16 protein-coding genes and 1 pseudogene are annotated in these 17,197 nt (G+C 65.8%); 5 read left to right on the top strand and 12 right to left on the bottom strand.

What is annotated here, in order from left to right:
• Nucleotides 1-128 precede the first annotated feature (128 nt).
• From Tchl_RS09650 to Tchl_RS09630, 5 genes and pseudogenes are all read left to right on the top strand, one after another.
• Complete coding sequence (locus tag Tchl_RS09650) at nucleotides 129-1,376, top strand: hypothetical protein (protein ID WP_075148209.1); 1,248 nt, start codon at nucleotides 129-131, stop codon at nucleotides 1,374-1,376.
• A gap of 627 nt (nucleotides 1,377-2,003) precedes the next feature.
• Entirely contained in the window at nucleotides 2,004-2,405 is a 402-nt protein-coding gene (locus Tchl_RS09645) for a hypothetical protein (RefSeq protein ID WP_146060779.1), read from the top strand.
• A gap of 239 nt (nucleotides 2,406-2,644) precedes the next feature.
• Nucleotides 2,645-2,908 (top strand): hypothetical protein, encoded by a 264-nt coding sequence (locus Tchl_RS09640; RefSeq protein ID WP_075148207.1) that lies wholly within the window; start codon nucleotides 2,645-2,647, stop codon nucleotides 2,906-2,908.
• Entirely contained in the window at nucleotides 2,905-3,306 is a 402-nt protein-coding gene (locus Tchl_RS09635) for a hypothetical protein (RefSeq protein WP_075148206.1), read from the top strand. Before Tchl_RS09640 ends, Tchl_RS09635 begins: the two co-directional genes overlap by 4 nt.
• A 559-nt stretch (nucleotides 3,307-3,865) precedes the next feature.
• Nucleotides 3,866-3,964 (top strand): annotated as a pseudogene (locus tag Tchl_RS09630) (cyclic pyranopterin monophosphate synthase MoaC); the annotation flags it as partial.
• Between the two features lie 71 nt (nucleotides 3,965-4,035).
• On the opposite strand, the gene Tchl_RS09625 reads toward Tchl_RS09630, so the two are convergent.
• The 12 genes from Tchl_RS09625 to Tchl_RS09570 form a co-directional block, all read right to left on the bottom strand.
• A complete protein-coding gene (locus Tchl_RS09625; RefSeq protein ID WP_075148205.1) occupies nucleotides 4,036-6,795 on the bottom strand; it encodes a two-component system response regulator in 2,760 nt (919 codons plus the stop codon).
• Nucleotides 6,792-7,166: a response regulator gene (locus Tchl_RS09620; protein WP_075148204.1), complete on the bottom strand. Its 375-nt coding sequence runs from the start codon at nucleotides 7,164-7,166 to the stop codon at nucleotides 6,792-6,794. Before Tchl_RS09620 ends, Tchl_RS09625 begins: the two co-directional genes overlap by 4 nt.
• Complete coding sequence (locus Tchl_RS09615; protein ID WP_075148203.1) at nucleotides 7,163-8,941, bottom strand: sensor histidine kinase; 1,779 nt, start codon at nucleotides 8,939-8,941, stop codon at nucleotides 7,163-7,165. The genes Tchl_RS09620 and Tchl_RS09615 overlap by 4 nt, the downstream gene beginning before the upstream one ends.
• On the bottom strand, nucleotides 8,923-9,672 hold the full coding sequence (locus tag Tchl_RS09610; protein ID WP_075148202.1) for an ABC transporter ATP-binding protein: 750 nt from the start codon (nucleotides 9,670-9,672) through the stop codon (nucleotides 8,923-8,925). Before Tchl_RS09610 ends, Tchl_RS09615 begins: the two co-directional genes overlap by 19 nt.
• Before the next feature lie 10 nt (nucleotides 9,673-9,682).
• The gene (locus tag Tchl_RS09605; protein WP_075149678.1) at nucleotides 9,683-10,387 is read right to left on the bottom strand and encodes an ABC transporter permease; all 705 of its coding nucleotides are present in this window, start codon (nucleotides 10,385-10,387) and stop codon (nucleotides 9,683-9,685) included.
• 140 nt (nucleotides 10,388-10,527) lie between these two features.
• Entirely contained in the window at nucleotides 10,528-10,893 is a 366-nt protein-coding gene (locus tag Tchl_RS09600; protein ID WP_075148201.1) for a response regulator, read from the bottom strand.
• Between the two features lie 23 nt (nucleotides 10,894-10,916).
• Entirely contained in the window at nucleotides 10,917-11,456 is a 540-nt protein-coding gene (locus Tchl_RS09595) for a hypothetical protein (RefSeq protein WP_075148200.1), read from the bottom strand.
• Entirely contained in the window at nucleotides 11,453-12,190 is a 738-nt protein-coding gene (locus Tchl_RS09590) for a methyl-accepting chemotaxis protein (protein WP_075149677.1), read from the bottom strand. The genes Tchl_RS09595 and Tchl_RS09590 overlap by 4 nt, the downstream gene beginning before the upstream one ends.
• Before the next feature lie 45 nt (nucleotides 12,191-12,235).
• Complete coding sequence (locus Tchl_RS09585; RefSeq protein WP_075148199.1) at nucleotides 12,236-15,079, bottom strand: HAMP domain-containing protein; 2,844 nt, start codon at nucleotides 15,077-15,079, stop codon at nucleotides 12,236-12,238.
• 98 nt (nucleotides 15,080-15,177) lie between these two features.
• Complete coding sequence (locus Tchl_RS09580) at nucleotides 15,178-15,501, bottom strand: hypothetical protein (RefSeq protein WP_327360101.1); 324 nt, start codon at nucleotides 15,499-15,501, stop codon at nucleotides 15,178-15,180.
• Nucleotides 15,494-15,751 (bottom strand): MoaD/ThiS family protein, encoded by a 258-nt coding sequence (locus Tchl_RS09575; protein ID WP_075148198.1) that lies wholly within the window; start codon nucleotides 15,749-15,751, stop codon nucleotides 15,494-15,496. Before Tchl_RS09575 ends, Tchl_RS09580 begins: the two co-directional genes overlap by 8 nt.
• A gap of 88 nt (nucleotides 15,752-15,839) precedes the next feature.
• Nucleotides 15,840-17,129, bottom strand: a complete 1,290-nt coding sequence (locus Tchl_RS09570; RefSeq protein ID WP_075148197.1) for an NAD(P)/FAD-dependent oxidoreductase — start codon at nucleotides 17,127-17,129, stop codon at nucleotides 15,840-15,842.
• Nucleotides 17,130-17,197 lie beyond the last annotated feature (68 nt).

Below are 17,197 nucleotides of genomic sequence, written 5' to 3'. Positions count from 1 at the left end.
AGAATTATTCAACGATCGCTACGCCGCGAGAAGGACGCCGCTCAGTTACCGGTTACCTAGCGCATATCCCGACGCTTCAACAGCGGTGCGGCAAGTTGGTCGAGCTTCGAGGCGGCAGGATCTGGCCCGTGGATCTGCCGAAGCTGGGTTATCTGCTCTCCAGCGTTGCGCGGTGGAGGACGGGCGAAGGCAACACGAGGCCGGATGTTCAGATCCTGAACGCGGTATTGACGTTCGGCGAGTGGCCCGGAGTTCCCGAGCTTGTTGGAGTGGCGACCCAGCCGACGTTGTTGCCTGACGGATCTATCGGCATCCCTGAAGGGTACGAAGGAAGCTTCCTTCCTGTAGCCTTCCCAGCATTCGAGGGTACGCCCGCCGAAGCGATGACCGAACTTCGGTCGCTGCTTACGGAGTTTTCGTTCAACTCCGAAGCTGACCGGGCGGTGGCGTTGTGCGCGATCCTCACCGCAGTGTCGAGGCCGAACTACAAGGCGGCTCCCGCCTTCATCGTTACTGCTAACGAGGCGGGAACGGGCAAGGGCTATCTGTGCGAACTGGTTTCTCTATTCGCTTGCCCGGAGGTGGAGCCGATCCCCTGGCCTTCGAGGCGGGAAGAGCGCATGAAGACGCTGCACGCGGCATTGCTCGACGGTCGGCAAGTGTTGTTCCTCGACAACTTGAAGACGGGCAGCGGCCTGGATGACGAAGTGCTCTGTACTGCGATTTCCGAAGGCAAGGTGAGCGGTCGCGTGCTCGGCAGTTCGACCATGCAAAACGCATCGGCCCGGGTTCTGGTCGTAGGGAACGGCAATAACGTGGCCCCGCAAGGTGACATGATCCGGCGCTCGCTGGTCTGCGAACTGGTTTCACCGGGCGGCACGGTCCGGCGCGTCTTCAAGGACGATCCCGTCGAGCGTGTCCGGCGCGAGCGCGGCCGATGGGTCGGGGTTGCGCTCTGCGCTCTGCAAGGCGTGCGCGCTGAGGTCGGGCCGTTCGCCTCGTTCGGGCCGTGGTCATCGGCCGTGCTCTCGGTCGTGGTCGGCGCCGGGCTGCCTGATCCGGTCGGCAGGGTGGCGGCGGCGGTCGAGGACGACGACGAGCGCATCGTCCTGGGCCTATTGCTGCATGCGTGGCACGGCAAGTTCGGCCTGGAGCCGGTGACGGTCAAGGATATTTGGACGACCGTGCGCGGGACAAGCGATCCGCTGCGCCATCTGCTCGGTGAGCTCGCCGGCAGGGGCGAGGACATTGACGGGTACGCGCTCGGCTGCTGGCTGCGCAGTAACGCTGGGCGCGTGGTCGAGGGCTTGAAGCTGCTCAAGGTCGGCACCTCATACAAGGGCACGACATGGGCCGTGGTCCCGGCCCATCGCTGACCGGCCGCAAGGGTGGCACCCGCAAGGTGCCATACCCTGAACATGCCCCCTGAACATCTGAACATCCAAAAACGATGTTCAGGCATATGTTCAGGGGCTGAAACCCAGTGCTGGCAAGGGTTTCAGCCAAACCCCTGAACATCTGAACTTGTTTGCGGGGTATGGCTGAAGAAAACGAATATCGGCTGTACGGCACTACGGCACCGCACTTGTATATGCTTTTTTTTGCCCCTCCCCCCCGCATCTAAGTTCAGATGTTCAGGATTATGCACTTGGAATATTAAAAACCCTGTAACGGCGCGGGTTTCAGCCTGTTTGCCCACCCTGAACATGCCCCTGAACTTGGCTGAACATGCTCCTGAACATCGGCATGTTCAGGGGTACCTTGCGCAGGGTCGGTCGCAAGATGCCATGTCCTTTGGGCCGTCCCGTGAGTTGCGCCCCTTCGAACGATACCGGGTGAACGAAGGCTTCCGCTCATATTGCCCGGCCATGATCCAACGGCTCATATCTGCATTACGGCGTAACCCCAACTACAATCCGTCACCTTGGAAGATGCTTGCATAGGCAAGCTTGATTAACCCACACTTAAACCCACTCCGCCAATCTGGCAACAAAATGCCCCCCATGAAAAAGAAAATCCTCATCCCTCTCTCACTGGCCGCCATATCACTCGTAGCCGCAGCGGCTACATACGTAGCGCGCCCCGACTTGTTCAATAGCTCCATCCCGACACCGCAGGAGAAGAAGCTCTGGCTTGAAATCCGAAAGGGGGTGGCTGACCAGCTACTCGACCCGGGAAGCGCCGTGTTCACTTGTGTGACGTTTGACAACGGGCCCTTGAGTGATGGTCGTATGGGGTACAGGTTTATTGGGCAGGTTAACGCTAAGAATAAATTCGGCGGGTACACCGGTGACCGTACGTTCATCTGGACAGTGGCTTATGAAGAGATTGAGCGGAAGCCGCGGCCGACCATCCTCAAGAAATACATAACGTACCCATGCCCCGAGACTGATCACTTTAAATGACCAGCCCTTGACCAGTACATAGAACATTTTCATTAAAATACTCATCTTACATCCATCCGAAATATCTCGAACGACATACTTGTTGACCAGTATCACGGCGCTACCGTAGCTGAAACCCTTGCACTGATACATGAAAACCGCCGTGCCTTCGACTTCCACCGCCATCGGGGGAAACCAGAAACCGTTACGCCGTAACCCGTGCTACAATCGCCCTGTTACCTTGTAACGGACTCCGACCGATGGCACCGAAAACGAACGCCGAACGCCAGCGCGACTACCGCGCGCGCCAGAAAGCCGAGGGCGAAGGCGCGCACCGGCTGAACACCTGGCTTGCAAGCGGCGCGCACCTTGCCCTGAGCCGCCTGGCCGCGCACCGGGGGATGACCCGGCGCGAAACTCTTGAACGGCTGATCCTGGCCGCTGACCGACAAGCGGCGGCGGGGCTGAGCGACGAAGCCTTCGAAGCCTACCGGTTAGGTGGTGACGGGGAGGCGCAGCCATGAGCGCCTTGCTCAACCCTGGCGGACACCTTGAGGCGGCGCCCGCCATCGATCACCGCCAAGCGAAAGCGCGCGCCCTTGCGGTCCTGGCCGGCGGCGATCCGCTGGTCTGTGGCCGGCAAGCGTTCGATCACCTTGCCCGGCGCAACCGAGAACTTGCCGGCGGCGATGCCGGAAGCGCTGCGGCGATCCGGGAGGCGCTGGCCGATCAAATTGCCGTGCTCGAAGGCGTGGTATCGGCCTACACCATCAAGGCGGCCGAAACCCGCAACACGGACCGGGCGCGCCAGCTGCAAGGGGTGGCGATCCGCGCTTCGCAGGCGCTGACCACAACCTTGATGGCGCTTCACCGCACGAACGAGGACGCACGCGATGCCGAAGCCTTGCCGGACCTGGAGTGAGAACCGGCGCCGGTTCAAGGTGCGCAAGCGGCTGGAGGCGGACAAGCTTCGCGCCGACCTGCTGCGGAAATATCCCGACCTGCCTCCGAACCAACTTGCCCGCCCTTCGCGGGAGTGGGTCGGCAACTCGCAAGGCGTGAGGGCTTTACGGGGCTGGCTTGCAAGTGTGATGGTGTTGGTCAAATCCGTTTGACCCCCCATTGCCAGAAACCGAAAGTTTGAAAACCTGGCCGGCACGTTCAAGCGTGGTGGCGTTACCCATAGTCTCCCGCAGCGCAATAAGCTACCGCATCATAGCTGTACGCTATTGTTACGCAGCTAACGATACTGTACGACTATCTTATCTGGCACATGTATAGCTTTTGGCTATCGTATGAGCGAGTCATATAGTTGCATCTGGACTACGGACCCGGACAATGGAATGCGATCTTGAGGGGTTCAAGATCGGTGCAGGCGTTCGGATCTTGTCCAACGCCTGTCCAATTTGTGTCCAACTCACGATGGACAGAACAACGGATCATCAGCTAGAACCCTCGCCATTACTGGGGTTTGTGACTGGATCTACGACATGTGCAAGGCGGTGGACCGCGGCATGCGCATGGACGGCATCCAGTTGCTGGAAAAACTGGGGGGCAAGTCCGGGCACTGGAAAGCATAGGCGGCCGGCCGAGCGGATAGAGGCGCGGCGGCCGGCGCCAACCGATACACCTCAGGGCCCCGCGCGAAGCCCTACAGGGTGCCGCGCCGGCTGCCGGCGCCGCCCTCACCGCCCGCCTCGCGGGTGGCGAGCCAGCGCTCGAGCGCTTCGGCTTCCATCGGCCGGGCGTGGAGGTAGCCCTGCACCAGGTCGCACCCGGCCTCGCGCAGGAACGCCTGCTCCTCCTCGGTTTCGACGCCTTCGGCCACCGTCTGCAGGCGCAGGCTGTGGGCAAGGTCGATGATCCCGCGCACAATGGAGGCGCTGTCCGGATGGCGGATCACCTCGCTGACGAAGGAACGGTCGATCTTGAGCTGATCGATCGGGAAGCGCCGCAAATAGGCGAGCGAGGAATAACCGGTACCGAAGTCATCGACCGAGATCGCCACCCCCAGCGCCTTCAGCTCGCCCAGGGTCTGCGCCGCACGCTCGGCGTCCTCCATCACCGCGCTCTCGGTAATCTCGAGCTTCAGCAGCGCCGCCGGCAGGCCGCTGCCGGTGAGGCATTCGCGCACCCGTTCGGCCAGCTGCGCATCACGGAACTGGCGCGTAGACAGATTCACCGCCACGCGCAGCGTCCACCCGGCCTGCTGCCAGCAGCGCGCCTGGCGGCAGGCGGTGAGCAGCGCCCATTCGCCGAGCACCATGATCAGCCCGGTCTCCTCGGCAAGCGGGATGAACTCGCCCGGCGGCATCAGCCGCCCGCCATCGTCGCGGCAGCGCAGCAGCGCCTCGACGCCGGTCACACGCCCGCTGGCCGCTTCGCAGATCGGCTGGTAGTGCAGCAGCAGATCACCGCGGGCCAGCGCCCGCCGCAGTTGCGCTTCGAGCTCGAGCTTTTTCAGCGCTTCCGCGTTCATGTCCGCGGTATAGAAGCGAAAGGCGTTCCGCCCCGCCTGCTTGGCGCGGTACATCGCCGTCTCGGCATTGCGTAGCAAGGTGTCGTAGTCCTCGCCGTCCTGCGGATAGACGCTGACCCCAAGGCTCGCAGTGACCTCGATCTCGCGCTCGCCCACCACCACCGGCGCATCGAAGACGCGCAGGATCTTGTCGGCGATCAGCGAAATGTCGCCGGCGCCCAGCAGACCGACGAGCAGCACGACGAACTCGTCGCCCCCCAGCCGGGCTACCGTATCGCGCTCGCGCAGCACCGCGGCGATGCGCTGCGCCACCGTCCGCAGCAAGACATCACCGGCCTCGTGCCCCAGGCTGTCGTTGATCCGCTTGAAGTGATCGAGGTCGATCATCATCAGCGCCAGCATGCGCCGGCCCTGGCGCGAAAACGCGATCGCCTGCCCGCTGCGGTCGCGCAGCAGGTTGCGGCTGGCGAGCCCGGTCAGCGCGTCCTCGTTGTACTGGCGCTCGAGGGCTTCTTCATAGGTCTTGCGCTCGGTGACGTCGTTGATGACGCAGACGAAATGGGTCAGCCGGCCATCGGCATCACGCACCGGCGCGACGCTCAGTTCGCTCCAGAACAGGCTGCCATCCTTGCGGTGCGCACGCAGCACCGCGGACCCCTCTGTGCCCCCCGCGATCGCGGCCTCGAGCTCGCCCACCCCGAGCTGATCGTGGTCGGCCCCGATCAGGAAGCACGGATCGCGTCCCACCACTTCGCCCGCGGCATAGCCAGTGATGCGCTCGAACGCCGGGTTGACATAGACCAGCGGGTTGCCCGGCTGCAGCGGGTCGGTGAGCGCGATGCCGTTGACCGAAGCCTCCACCGCGCGTCCCATCAGGCGCGAGACCTCCTCGGCCCGCCGTCGCCGCGCCTCGCGCCCGAAGTGATCGACCGCGAAGGCGACATCATCGGCCATTTCCCGCACGAGCTCGGTCAGCTCCAGGTCGAAAAACCCCTTTTCTTCCGAAAACAGCGCCATGCAGCCGAGCACCCTCCCATCGACCACGAGCGGGAAGGCCGCTGCCGCGGCCAATCCTTTCGCCCTCAATTCGCCGTGGATGGCGGCCAGGGCGGGATCGGCGAGCAGGTCGTTGCACAGGTAGGCGCGCCCTTCGCCCACCGCGATTTCCGCCGGAATGCGCAACTCGCCGCGCCCGGACAGCGGCGCCAGGCGCTCCACCCAGGGCGGGAGCGCGCCGTAGCGGCCCACCGGCGTCAGCGCCCCGCTGTCGCCATCGAGGAGGCCGATCCAGGCCATCGCCAGCCCGCCGCGGTCGACGGCGATCCGGCACAGCGTCTCGTACAGCGTAGCGGGGTCGGCGGTGTGGATGATCGCCTGGTTGGTTTCGCTGAGCGCCCGATAGAGCCGGTTCAGGCGCAGGATCTGGTGGCGGGCGCGGTCGAGCTCGGCGACATGGGACTCGAGCTCGGCGGTGCGCTGCTCGAGCTTGGCGACGAGCACCGCGTTGTAGTCCTTCAGCATCACCGTTTCCGCGGTCTGCGACTGGCGCGCCGGCTGCCTGCCGATCACCGCCAGCACCGACTGCACCTCCCGCATCAGCGCCTCGGGCTCGGCCGGCTTGACGATGAAGCCGTCGGCCCCCATCTCGTGCGCCAGCTTCTCGTCCTGCGGTCCGGTGTAGGTCGCGGTGTACACGATGAAGGGCACGGCACGCAGCACCGGGTCAGCCTTCCATTCGCGCAGCAGGGCGTAGCCGTCCATCACCGGCATCAGCAAGTCGCTGAGCACCAGATCCGGCTTCCGGGCGCGGGCCTGCACCAGCGCGTCCGCGCCGTTCCCGGCCTCACCGACGCTGAAGCCGTAGCCCTGCATCAGCGCCCGCAGCACGTAGCGGTTTTCTTCCCTGTCATCGACGACCAGGATGTGTTTCATGCACCTGCCCCCAGGAAGCGCTCCACCTCGAACACGAAGCTTTCCGGATCGATCGGCTTTTCGAGGTAGCCGTCGCAGCCCGCCGCCAGACATTGCTCGCGGTCACCCGGCATCGCGTAGGAGGTCACCGCCACCACCGGCACGCCGGCCAGCGCCGGATTGGCGCGCAGGCGGTGCGCCACCGCATAGCCGTCCATCCCCGGCAGCTGGATGTCGAGCAGGATCAGTGCCGGATCGGACTCCGCAGCCATGATCAGACCGGCGGGGCCGTCTTCGGCATGGAGGACTTCCCAGCCCCGTGCCTGAAGTAGGAAACCAGCCAGGTAGCGGTTCTGTTCGTTGTCTTCGATCAGCAGGATGCGTCGATTCATGCGGATGCCTCCTCTTCCGGAGCGCCCGGCCGTAGCGGCAGGGTGACGGTGAACGTGCTGCCCTGTCGCCAGCGGCTGCTCACCGTGATGTCGCCCCCCATCATTTCCGCCAGGCGGCGGCAGATCGCCAGGCCGAGGCCGGTTCCATCATGCTTGCGCGATAGCGCCGTATCAACCTGGCGGAAGGGCTGAAACAGTAACACCATGTCTTCGGGGCGGAGGCCGATCCCGGTGTCGCTGACGGCCATCCGCAGCATCGGCGGCCCCGTGCCGCCATCGGCCAGGGCGGCACCGCCAAGGGAGTCGACCTGCAGGCGCACCGTGCCCGTTTCGGTGAACTTGACCGCATTGCTCAGCAGGTTCAGCAGGATCTGCTCGACCCGGCGTGCGTCGCCCATCATCGGCCCGATTCCGGCCGCCACCTCCACTTCGAGCGCCAGCGCCTTCTTGTCCGCCAGCGGGCGAACGATGCCGATCACCTTGTCTACCGCCACGGCCGGGTCGAACGCATCGTAGGCCATGCGCAGCTCACCGGCCTCGATGCGCGAGATGTCGAGCACGTCGTTGATCAGTGCAAGCAGGTGGCGGGCGCTGTCGCGCACCATGCCGAGCTGTTTCGCCTGCTCCGGGTTCAGCGTCCCGGCCAGGCCCTGCAGCAGGATGCCGGTAAACCCGAGAATGGAATTGAGCGGCGTGCGCAACTCGTGGCTCATGGTGGCGAGGAAGGCCGACTTCAGCCGGTCCGCCGACTCCGCCGCCTGCTTCGCCGCCAGCAGTTCGCCGTTGGCCCGGGCCAGCTCGTCGGTGCGCGCGGCGACGCGCTGCTCGAGTTCCTGGGTGTGGCGCCTTGCCAACGCATTCGCTTCGTCGCTGCGGCGGACGATTTCCGCGGTCTTCAGCGCCACCTGGCGGCGCAGCAGCAACACCCATGCCGCCGCCGCGAGCAGCAGCCCGGCGGCAAGTGCCGCCGCCCCGGGCAGCCAGGGCGGCAGCGCCGAACGGGGCGCGTCCACCGACCAGCGCCGCAGCGAGCGGAAAAAGGCCGAATCATGATCCTTCTTGAGGACCGCCAGATGGCGGTCGATGGCCGCGAGCAGGGCTGGATCGCCCCCCTTGTGCAGGGCGAAATACAGCTGCACCGGGCTGAACATGACCGCCGTATCCTCCAGCCCGAACCCCGGGGCATGGCGCAGGCCGAAGTAACGATTGCTTACCACCGCGTCGGCACGGCCTTCGGCCACGGCGGTGAAGGCAGCGAAAAAATCGGCAGCGGGGGTCAGTTCGACCTCGATGCTGAAACCGGACATCATCTGGCGAAAGCCGGCCTCCTGGACCGAGCCTTCGAGCACGGCGACGCGCCGACGGTCGAGATCGAGCGGCGTGCGGATGCCGCTGTCCGGCCGCGCATAGACCTGGCTCCAGCTCGACAGCACCGGTTCGCGGTGAAAGTCGAACAGCCGTTCGCGCTCGGCACTGCGGGCGACGTCGGGCATCAGGTCGATCTCGCCCGCGGCCAGCCGCTCCAGCCCTTCGTTCCACGAACCGGGGACGTATTCGATGCGCCAGCCCTCGGCACGGGCGATCGCCTCGAGCACATCGACGAAAATGCCCTCGGCCTTGCCGCCGGCGCTCAGGCCCACTTTCGGGCTGTTCTGATAGACCCCGACCCGCAGGCTGTGGTCGGCCACCGCCAACGCCGGGAGCAGCAGCACCAGCAGCGCCACCCGGCGCCACGCCTTCCCCCACCCCGACCGGATCAGAACGCCAGCTTCCATGGCAACTCTCCCTGGATGAAAAGCCGTGCCGCCTCCGACTGCGGGCGGGCGAAAAAGCGCTGCACCGGCGTCTGCTCGCACACCCGGCCGGCCGCCATGAAGACGATGTCGTCGCCGAGGCGGGTGGCCTGGCCGAGGTTGTGGGTGACCATCAGGATACGCGTGCCATCGGTACGGATCTCGCGGATGATGCGCTCGACCTCGGCGCTGGCCGAGGGGTCGAGGCTGGCGGTGGGTTCGTCGAGCAGCAGCAGCCGGGGCCGGGTCAGCCACGCGCGCGCCAGCGCCAGGCGCTGCTGCTCGCCGCCGGAGAGCTGGCGCGCGCTGTCTTCGGCGCGGTGCGCCAGCCCCACCCGCGCCAGCACCGCCTGCGCCCGCCGCCGGCGTTCGCCCCGCGCCACCCCGAGCGGCTTCAGGCCGAGGGCGACGTTATCGAGCACGCTGGCACGCAGCACCATCGGGTGCTGGAAGACCATCTTCACCCGGTGGCCGGGCAGCCCCCCCCCGCCTTGTCCTGTGCCACCCCACTCGATGTGCCCACCACCGGGCCGGATCAGGCCGCAGATCGTGCGCAGCAGCACCGACTTGCCGGCGCCGTTCGGCCCCAGCACCAGGGTGATGCCTTCCGCGCCGAGTTCCAGATCGACGCCGGCCAGGACCTCACGGCCACTGGGCGCATAGCGCAGATCACGGATGCGCAACGGGAGGATGTCGTCCACCGTGGTCGGCATCGCCGCTCCGCTAGCCGAAACGGCGCATCGCCCAGTGGCGCAGCGCCGAGGCGAAGACGTTGAGCAGAAGGATGATCACGATCAGCACGATGCCAAGCGCGATCGCCAGCGGCAGGTCGCCCTTGCTGGTTTCGAGGGCGATCGCCGTGGTCATGACCCGGGTGGAGCGGTCGATGTTGCCGCCCACGATCATCACCGCCCCGACCTCGCTCATCGCCCGCCCCAGGCCGGCGAGCAGGGCCACCACCAGGGAATGGCGGCAGTCGTGAAGCAAGGTGGTGACGCTGTCCCACCATGAAAAGCCCAGTACCTCCAGTTCCTCGGCATAGCGCAGCCAGCTGTCCTCGACCACCTGGCGGGTGATCGCCGCCATCAGCGGCACCACCAGCAGGGTCTGGGCGACGACCATCGCCGCCGGCGTGTACAGCAGGCCGGCGCTGCCGAAGGGCCCGGAGCGCGACAGCAGCAGATACACGACCACCCCCACCACCACCGAAGGCAGCCCCATCAGCGCATTGACCAGCACCGACAGCAGGTTCTTGCCGGGAAAGCGCCCGACCGCGATGCACGCGCCCAGCGGCAGTCCGATCAGGGTGCCGAGCGCGACCGCGCCGCCGCTGACCTGCAGCGACAGCAAGACGATCTCCGCCACTGCGGCATCGAAGCCGGACAGCAGCGACAGCGCGTCGGAAAACGTGGAGGTGAACGCCGACATTGCCGCGAGCATACCCGAGAAGGGCGCGGCAGGGCACGCCTCCCGGCACCGCCCGCGGGCCGGGCAGGACGCGCCGCATCGGTGCCCCCCGAGGGGCGCCGGCACCGCCGGATACGGCGCCAGTGCCTATCGGGGTGGCCTCAAGCCACCAGCTTCTTCAAGGTTTCGAGCACCGCCGCACCGTTGAACGGTTTGACGATCCAGCCCTTGATCCCGGCCGCCTTGCCGCGCTCCTTCATCCCCGGGCTGCTTTCGGTCGTCAGCATGATGACGTTGACCGACGTGTTGCCCAGCTCGCCGCGGATCTTTTCGACCATTGTCAGCCCGTCCATGTTCGGCATGTTGACGTCGCTCAGGACCAGCCGGATGCCGGGGTCGGACTTCATCCTGGCCAGCCCGTCCTTGCCATCGACCGCCGTCGCCACGTCGAGCCCGTTGCCTTTGAGGAAACCCGCCACGTCCTCGCGCACGGTGCTCGAATCGTCCACCACCAGAATTTTCGCCATATGGATGTCCTTGATAAGTTTGCTCAGAACAATTCGAGCGCCCCGCTCTCTTCCTCGGCGAGCGCCGGATCGACGCGGAAATCGATATCGCCATACGCGCACAGGCACAACGTGGCGTGCAGTGAGGCGGTGCGGTTGATTTCGATCCGATAGTGCGCCAGGTAGGCTGGGTCGAGTGTCCCAATGAACGGCAGGCATTTCCGGTCGAGGACGGAAGGGGTGGACATGCCCATGTGAGGGAAAAACCGGCCAAGCTCGCGATTCATCGCGCCGCAGCACATGTTGCCGATTTCACCGAAGACCTCGAAAAACGGGCGGCCCGAACCGCCCCGCGCGAAGTAATCCACGTTCGCCTTGCCGGCATCGACATGAAAGATCGTCAGCAGGCGAAAAAGGTAGGAAGCGATGGTGAACACGACGATCCGGCTTTCCGGCGGATCGAATCGATGCGAGGGCGGCAGCGTCGCAATATCGATCGTATCGGACGGATTCATGACGAGATTGGCGCACACCGCCCGGGTAAATAGCAGATCGACCCCCTGCCGGGCCTGCTCGCTGATCATGCGATCTCCCCGAGGCGCTTCTGCAGCCGGCCGATCAGTGCATCCAGGCTGCTGATCGCGGACATGATCATCTTGCCGTCGGCCTGGATTTCCTGAAAGGTCGCCGTCGTCGTCAGATCATTCTTGTACAGGCTCAGGCTGTAGTCCTTCGAAAGCGCCTCGGAGCGTATCGCCAGCGCCCGCACTTCGTTGGCGACGACGGCGAAGCCGCGCCCGGATTCGCCCGCCCGCGCCGCTTCGATCGCCGCATTCAGGGAGAGGATGACCACCTGCCTGACGATCGACGAAAATTCGTCGTTCTGCCGGTGCATCTCCCGGTTCTGCGCCATCAGCGAGTTCATCTGATCGTGCCAGTGCTCGAAGGTCACGGCCAGCTTCCGCAGCTGCGCCGCCTCACCGGCCAGCTGTTCGACCTGCTCCGACAAATCGGCTTTCAAGCTGCGGCTCTCCCGCCGCGACGCGTCCTCTCCACCACTGGCCACGCCCCGTATCTGGCGAAGTTCCTGCTCGAGGCTTTCCAGGCGCTGCGCCAGGGCCTCGCGCTCCGCCTCCAGGCCGGCGTTTTCAGCGGCGAGCCGGGCCAGCGAGCCTTCCAGCACCGCCTTTTCGCCCACCGCCAGGTGATGGTCGGAGCGCAACAGATGCAACTCTTCCCGATGCGCAGCCTTGATTGTCGCCAGGGCCCGGTGCGAAACACGCCCCGCGCGGAAATATACGGCCAGCCAGACAGCCATCGACAGCACTCCGGCCACCAGCAGAAATTTGATAGACATCATCGATCAGGTCGCCGAAAGTTTGCCTTCGAGATTGAGCAGCGTCCCCATGATTCCGCAAGGGGCCGGCGTCGATTCGCTGCCAGGCGAAAGCCTGGCCTGCACCGGGATGCGGGCAGCGCTCACCTGCACCGCCAATGTTCCCGGCAGCGTGACGAGCGTCTCGAAGGCGCGGAAGCCGGCACCGACCTTGCCGTCGGTAAAGCACAACTCGATCTCGCCTCCTTCGCGCTTGACGAAATCGCGCACCGCATCCATCCCGACGCCGCGCCCCGACACCTCGGTCACGGCACTGGCGGTGGAGAAACCGGGGGCAAAAACGAGCCTGGCGATGTCCTCGTCGGAAGCCGATGCGCCCTCCGGAATCAGCCCTTTTTCCAGCCCCTTCCGGCGAATATGGGCGAGCGCCAGCCCCTTGCCGTCATCGCGCAGGCGCATCGACAGACGACCACCGGCAAGCGCCATGTCGAGCACGATCCGGCCCGCGGCCGACTTGCCATTGGCCAGGCGCTCGGCCATCGGCTCGATGCCGTGATCGAGCGAATTCCGGTACAGGTGCATGAACACGTTGCGCAGCAGATCGCAGACCTGATTGCGGATGTGAATTCCGTGGTCGTTCAAGACCAGCGTCGGCGCTTCCTTGCCGAGTTCCGCCGCCAGCGACGGCAGCGAGGCGAAGACCCCGGCGAGCACCTCGCGCATCGGTTCGGTGCCGATCAGGCGCAAGTCGTGACGGATTCCCTGCAGGATGGCCACCAGCGTTTGCTGCGGGAGCGATGGCAGATCGAGCCCTTCCAGGCCGGCGCCGAGCCGCTCGATCTGGACACGTGGCACCACCAGGCATTTCTCTTCACTGTCCTGGCGTGCCGGCCCGCGACGACCGAGCTTGACGTCGTTCAACGACGCGTACTGCTCGATACTGTCCATCACCGCCTGCAACTGCTCGAGCAACCCCTCCTTGTCGAAGCTCGTGGCCGGATTCCTGCGCAACTCGTCGTAGGCCTGCTCGGCCTCATGGACGATGTTGGCCAGGTGCAACAGGCCGTAGGTGCGGGCGTTACCCTTGATCGTATGCATGTTGCGGAAGAGCTGCGTCACCAGTTCCGGATGGGAGTCATCGGCCGAAAGCAGCAGGGCTTCGTTTTCACCGACGAAATTCCGCGCGCTATCGACGAACGCGGTGAACTTCTCCTGCTGGACCCCGAGAATCTGGCCAATCATTTCGAGCTCGCGCTTCTGCTGCTCGGCCTCCGCTTCAAGCTGGCGCAATTCGGTCACGTCACGCACGCAGACCATGACTTTCTCGACTACATCCTGCTCGTCGCAGATAGGCGACCAGCCCAGTTCAAGCGTTTTTACCCCCCCGTTCGGCAGCGTCCGCGTGATTTCGCCGACGAGCAGGTGAGCGTTGAACTCGAAGTTCATCCGCTCTTCGCCGATGCAGGCCGCCAGCGTTGCTTCGATCTGCGACAACGCGTCGGAGCCGATGCCATCGTGACCGAACAGGAAGCTCATCGCCGCTTGCCCCGCCACCTCGTCGGTCTCGAAAATCGTTTCGAGATAGACCGAATATTCAGAGTGAATCAGGCCGCCATCGACCACGGTCAAGATGCCCTGCGGCATGTTCTGCAGCATGGTGTGGATATCGCTGGTCTTCTCGCGCAGCTGCACGCTGCGCTCGGCGAGACTCTTGGCCATGGCATTGAACTGCTCGCCGACATTGCCGAGCTCGTCCCGCGTCGTGACCTCGACACGCGCGCCGAGATCGCCGGCCGCCATGGTGTTGACCGCATCGGACAGGCCGTTCACCGCCCGCATGATCGAGATGTAGGCGGCGACAAAGCCCGCCACGACCAGCGTGAAGATGGCGAGCATGGCGAGAATGACGCCATTGCGCTGCAGCTGCCTGGCGGCGAGGCGATCGGCGAGCAGACGGTCGGTCGCGGTGACGATCTCGCTGCCGATGCCCAGGGTTTCATCGAAGGCCGCCTCGGTCAGCGCCAGGAAGGTGGCCGGTTCCATGCCGAAATCGGTCGTATCGAGCATTTTCGTCGTCAGCGCTTCCTGGACTGCCAGGTACGCGGTATTCAGGCGGCTACCGGCCTTTTCGAGGATCGCCGCCTGCGCGGGATGCTCCTGTCCGACCTTCTGCAAGGCCTCCATGCTCCACTGCACCAGCACATTGAAGTTGCCGCGCTGCATCGTCAGCTCGCTGCGACGACTGCCGCGCAGACTTTTCTTGCTCAGCGTCAGCGCCCCTGTTTCCGCGGTAACGCCGGTCGCATGGACGAGCGAACCGTAGTAAGCGGTGAGCACGCCCAGCAAGCGGCTGCTTGCCGCATCACCATCGATCAGCAAACCGGCCTCATCGTTCAGCTGCTCGAGCCCGGCGCGCATCCCGGCAATGGTGGCGGACAGCCCGTCCGCATCGAACGCATCGATGCTCCTGGCCATCGTCGCCCAGGAAACCGGCCCGAAGCCGGTTGCGGACAGCGGCTCGGCAAAGCCCTGCGCCGCAAACGCCCGCTGCAGGTTTCCAAGTGCCTCGCGCGCACTGGCCTGGCGCGTGGCGATCTGCTCCTGCAGCGCGGGAGATCCATCCTGGTCGTTCTGAATCGCCTGGTGCGTCGCCAGCAATTGATAAAGCCGGGCAAAAACCTGGTGCACCGGAACCTGCATGGCCAATGCGGAGCGCTCCGCCTCGAGCGCCGTGACGCGGGCATTGAGGGCAAACACGAGAACGCCGGCGGCTACCAGCAGGGGCAGGCCGAAAATCAGCGCGGTGATACGGAGCTTGCTACGAAAGGACAGCCGGCCAACGACTTGTACGACGGGCTCGAGGATGCGCATAAGGGCGGAATTTCATGCAGTGAAATTCCGTCCATCCTATGCAGCGCGCGTTACGCAACAATTACACCATCCACGGAAATCTACTCTGTCAAAGCGGGCTAGCCACCGCCTTTGCGCATCGCACCATCGAGACGGGCCAGCAGGGCACGCCGCGCCGGTTCGGCACCCGGAGCAGCAAAGTGATAGCGAACGTGCAGTTGGGGCAGCTCAAGCTGCCCCAGTCGGCGCACGCCCGCCGCCTCCACCTCGATCTCCAGCACCAGTTCTCCCTCCCGCAGGCGGAAGCGGCCCTGCGCCGCACCGCCCTCGAGCGCCGGCCAGGCCATGCGCAGGTCGCGCTCGAAGCCGGCGGCGGTGGCGCTCACCAGGCGCTCGAAGGATTCCGGCACCAGGCCGGCGGGAAAGACCACCGCCTCAGCCACCCGCGATCGGCGGCCAGGCGGCCAGCTCGTCGCCGTCCTCCAGGCGCCGCGCGGCGCGCGCGGCAGGGGCCACGTAGAGCCCATTGACGAGCACCAGGTGGGCGCTGCGCTCGGGCACGCGATAGCGCTGCAGCATGTCCGCCACGGTGGTGCCCTGATCGACGTCGAGTTCGAGGCGGTTGCCGCGGTGGCCGGCAGGCAGGTAGTCGGCGAGCGAGGCGAACAGTTTCAATGCGACCCGGATCGTCATCCCGCCCTCCCGCTCACCGGCCGGCCGCGGACGGTCCGCGCGCACCGCGTTCCGCCCGCGCTGGCACCTTTCATGCCCGTCCCCATGTTCAGCGCGCCAGCGCCATCGGCTGCTGGCTGCAGGCCACGTAGGCGTCGACGAATGCCAGCGGTGCGCCCAGCAGCCTCTCCTTCCACGCACCGAGCCGGACCTTGCCGTGGATCAGGCCGCGCAGCGCGCCGACGTGCTCGGTGAGCCCGATCGAGGTCGCGCCGATCAGCACGTCGTCCTTGAACTGGAGGCTCAGATAACGGTAGCGCGCCTCATCGACCAGCTCGACACCCGCGCCGCCCTCTTCCGGCTTCTCCCCCCACCACTGGCCGAAGGACGAGGAGATCAGGCCCAGGGTGTCGAGCACGTTGATCGCCAGCACCCCGCTCAGGCGCGTCTCGCCGGCCTCGCCACGCGCCATGTTGAGCGCCGCGATGCGCGCCTGGTCGGCGGCGTTGGGCTGGATCGCCGCCACCAGATAGGCGCCGGTGAAGAGGTCGGGCGCCTCGGCGACGTCGCCGGCGGCGAAGATCCCGGGCACGCTCGTCTGCATGCGCGCGTCCACCAGCACGCCCTTGGCGACCTGCACCGCCGTGCCGTCGAGAAAGCCGATGTTGGGCGCCACGCCGGCGGCGACGATGACGAGGTCACAGTCGAGGTGCTCGCCGGTCGACAGCGTCACCACCAGCGGCGCCTCGCTGCCCGCCTCCCCGCCGCGCTCGATGCGCTGCACGCCGGCGGAGGTGACGACGCGGATGCCCTTGTCCTCGACCCAGCGCTTGATCATGGCCCCGGCCGTGGGCGTCATCATCCGCGGCACCATGCGGTCGCCCATTTCAACCACGGTGAGCTCGACGCCGCGCCTGGCGAGCGCCTCCATGATGATGCAGCCGATAAAGCCGGCGCCCAGTTGCAGCACACGTGCGCCGGGCCGGGCCAGCGCGGCGATCGCACGCGCATCGGCGAGCGTCCAGCAGGTGTGCACCTCGGCCAGGTCCACGCCGGGGACCGGCGGGCGCAGCGGGTACGAGCCGGTGGCGATCAGGAGACGGTCGTAGGGCTCGATGCGGCCGTCGTCGAACAGCACGCGGCGCTTGTCGGTGTCGAGCGCCACCGCACGGCCGCGCAGCTCGCCGATGCGCAGGCGCTCGAAATGACCGGCGTCCTTGCGCAGCCAGGTACCCGACTCGTCGATGTTGCCTTCGAGCAGGTAGGGAATCGCCATGCGCGAGTACGGCGGCGCGTCCTCCTTGCCGACGAGCACGATGTCGTCTTGCGGCGCGGCGCGGCGCAGGGTCTCGGCGGCGACCACCCCGGCGGGGCCGTTGCCCAGAATCAGGTGTTTCATGCGCGAATCCTCGAAAGGCGCGCACGCCCGTCCGCACGGACGGGGGCGAGCCGCACGCCGCTGATCGC

It is taken from the genome of Thauera chlorobenzoica (genome assembly GCF_001922305.1).
Lineage (GTDB): Bacteria > Pseudomonadota > Gammaproteobacteria > Burkholderiales > Rhodocyclaceae > Thauera > Thauera chlorobenzoica.
Note: the sequence above shows the minus strand (reverse complement) of the source record. Positions and strands in the feature narration are given on the sequence as shown.

Excerpts from the sequence above, each read along its gene's own strand:
- Tchl_RS09645 (WP_146060779.1), top strand. The coding sequence starts at position 2,004 with ATGAAAAAGAAAATCCTCATCCCTCTCTCACTGGCCGCCATATCACTC.
- Tchl_RS09640 (WP_075148207.1), top strand. The coding sequence starts at position 2,645 with ATGGCACCGAAAACGAACGCCGAACGCCAGCGCGACTACCGCGCGCGC.
- Tchl_RS09635 (WP_075148206.1), top strand. The coding sequence starts at position 2,905 with ATGAGCGCCTTGCTCAACCCTGGCGGACACCTTGAGGCGGCGCCCGCC.
- Tchl_RS09625 (WP_075148205.1), bottom strand. The coding sequence starts at position 6,795 with ATGAAACACATCCTGGTCGTCGATGACAGGGAAGAAAACCGCTACGTG.
- Tchl_RS09620 (WP_075148204.1), bottom strand. The coding sequence starts at position 7,166 with ATGAATCGACGCATCCTGCTGATCGAAGACAACGAACAGAACCGCTAC.
- Tchl_RS09615 (WP_075148203.1), bottom strand. The coding sequence starts at position 8,941 with ATGGAAGCTGGCGTTCTGATCCGGTCGGGGTGGGGGAAGGCGTGGCGC.
- Tchl_RS09610 (WP_075148202.1), bottom strand. The coding sequence starts at position 9,672 with ATGCCGACCACGGTGGACGACATCCTCCCGTTGCGCATCCGTGATCTG.
- Tchl_RS09605 (WP_075149678.1), bottom strand. The coding sequence starts at position 10,387 with ATGTCGGCGTTCACCTCCACGTTTTCCGACGCGCTGTCGCTGCTGTCC.
- Tchl_RS09600 (WP_075148201.1), bottom strand. The coding sequence starts at position 10,893 with ATGGCGAAAATTCTGGTGGTGGACGATTCGAGCACCGTGCGCGAGGAC.
- Tchl_RS09595 (WP_075148200.1), bottom strand. The coding sequence starts at position 11,456 with ATGATCAGCGAGCAGGCCCGGCAGGGGGTCGATCTGCTATTTACCCGG.
- Tchl_RS09590 (WP_075149677.1), bottom strand. The coding sequence starts at position 12,190 with ATGGCTGTCTGGCTGGCCGTATATTTCCGCGCGGGGCGTGTTTCGCAC.
- Tchl_RS09585 (WP_075148199.1), bottom strand. The coding sequence starts at position 15,079 with ATGCGCATCCTCGAGCCCGTCGTACAAGTCGTTGGCCGGCTGTCCTTT.
- Tchl_RS09575 (WP_075148198.1), bottom strand. The coding sequence starts at position 15,751 with ATGACGATCCGGGTCGCATTGAAACTGTTCGCCTCGCTCGCCGACTAC.
- Tchl_RS09570 (WP_075148197.1), bottom strand. The coding sequence starts at position 17,129 with ATGAAACACCTGATTCTGGGCAACGGCCCCGCCGGGGTGGTCGCCGCC.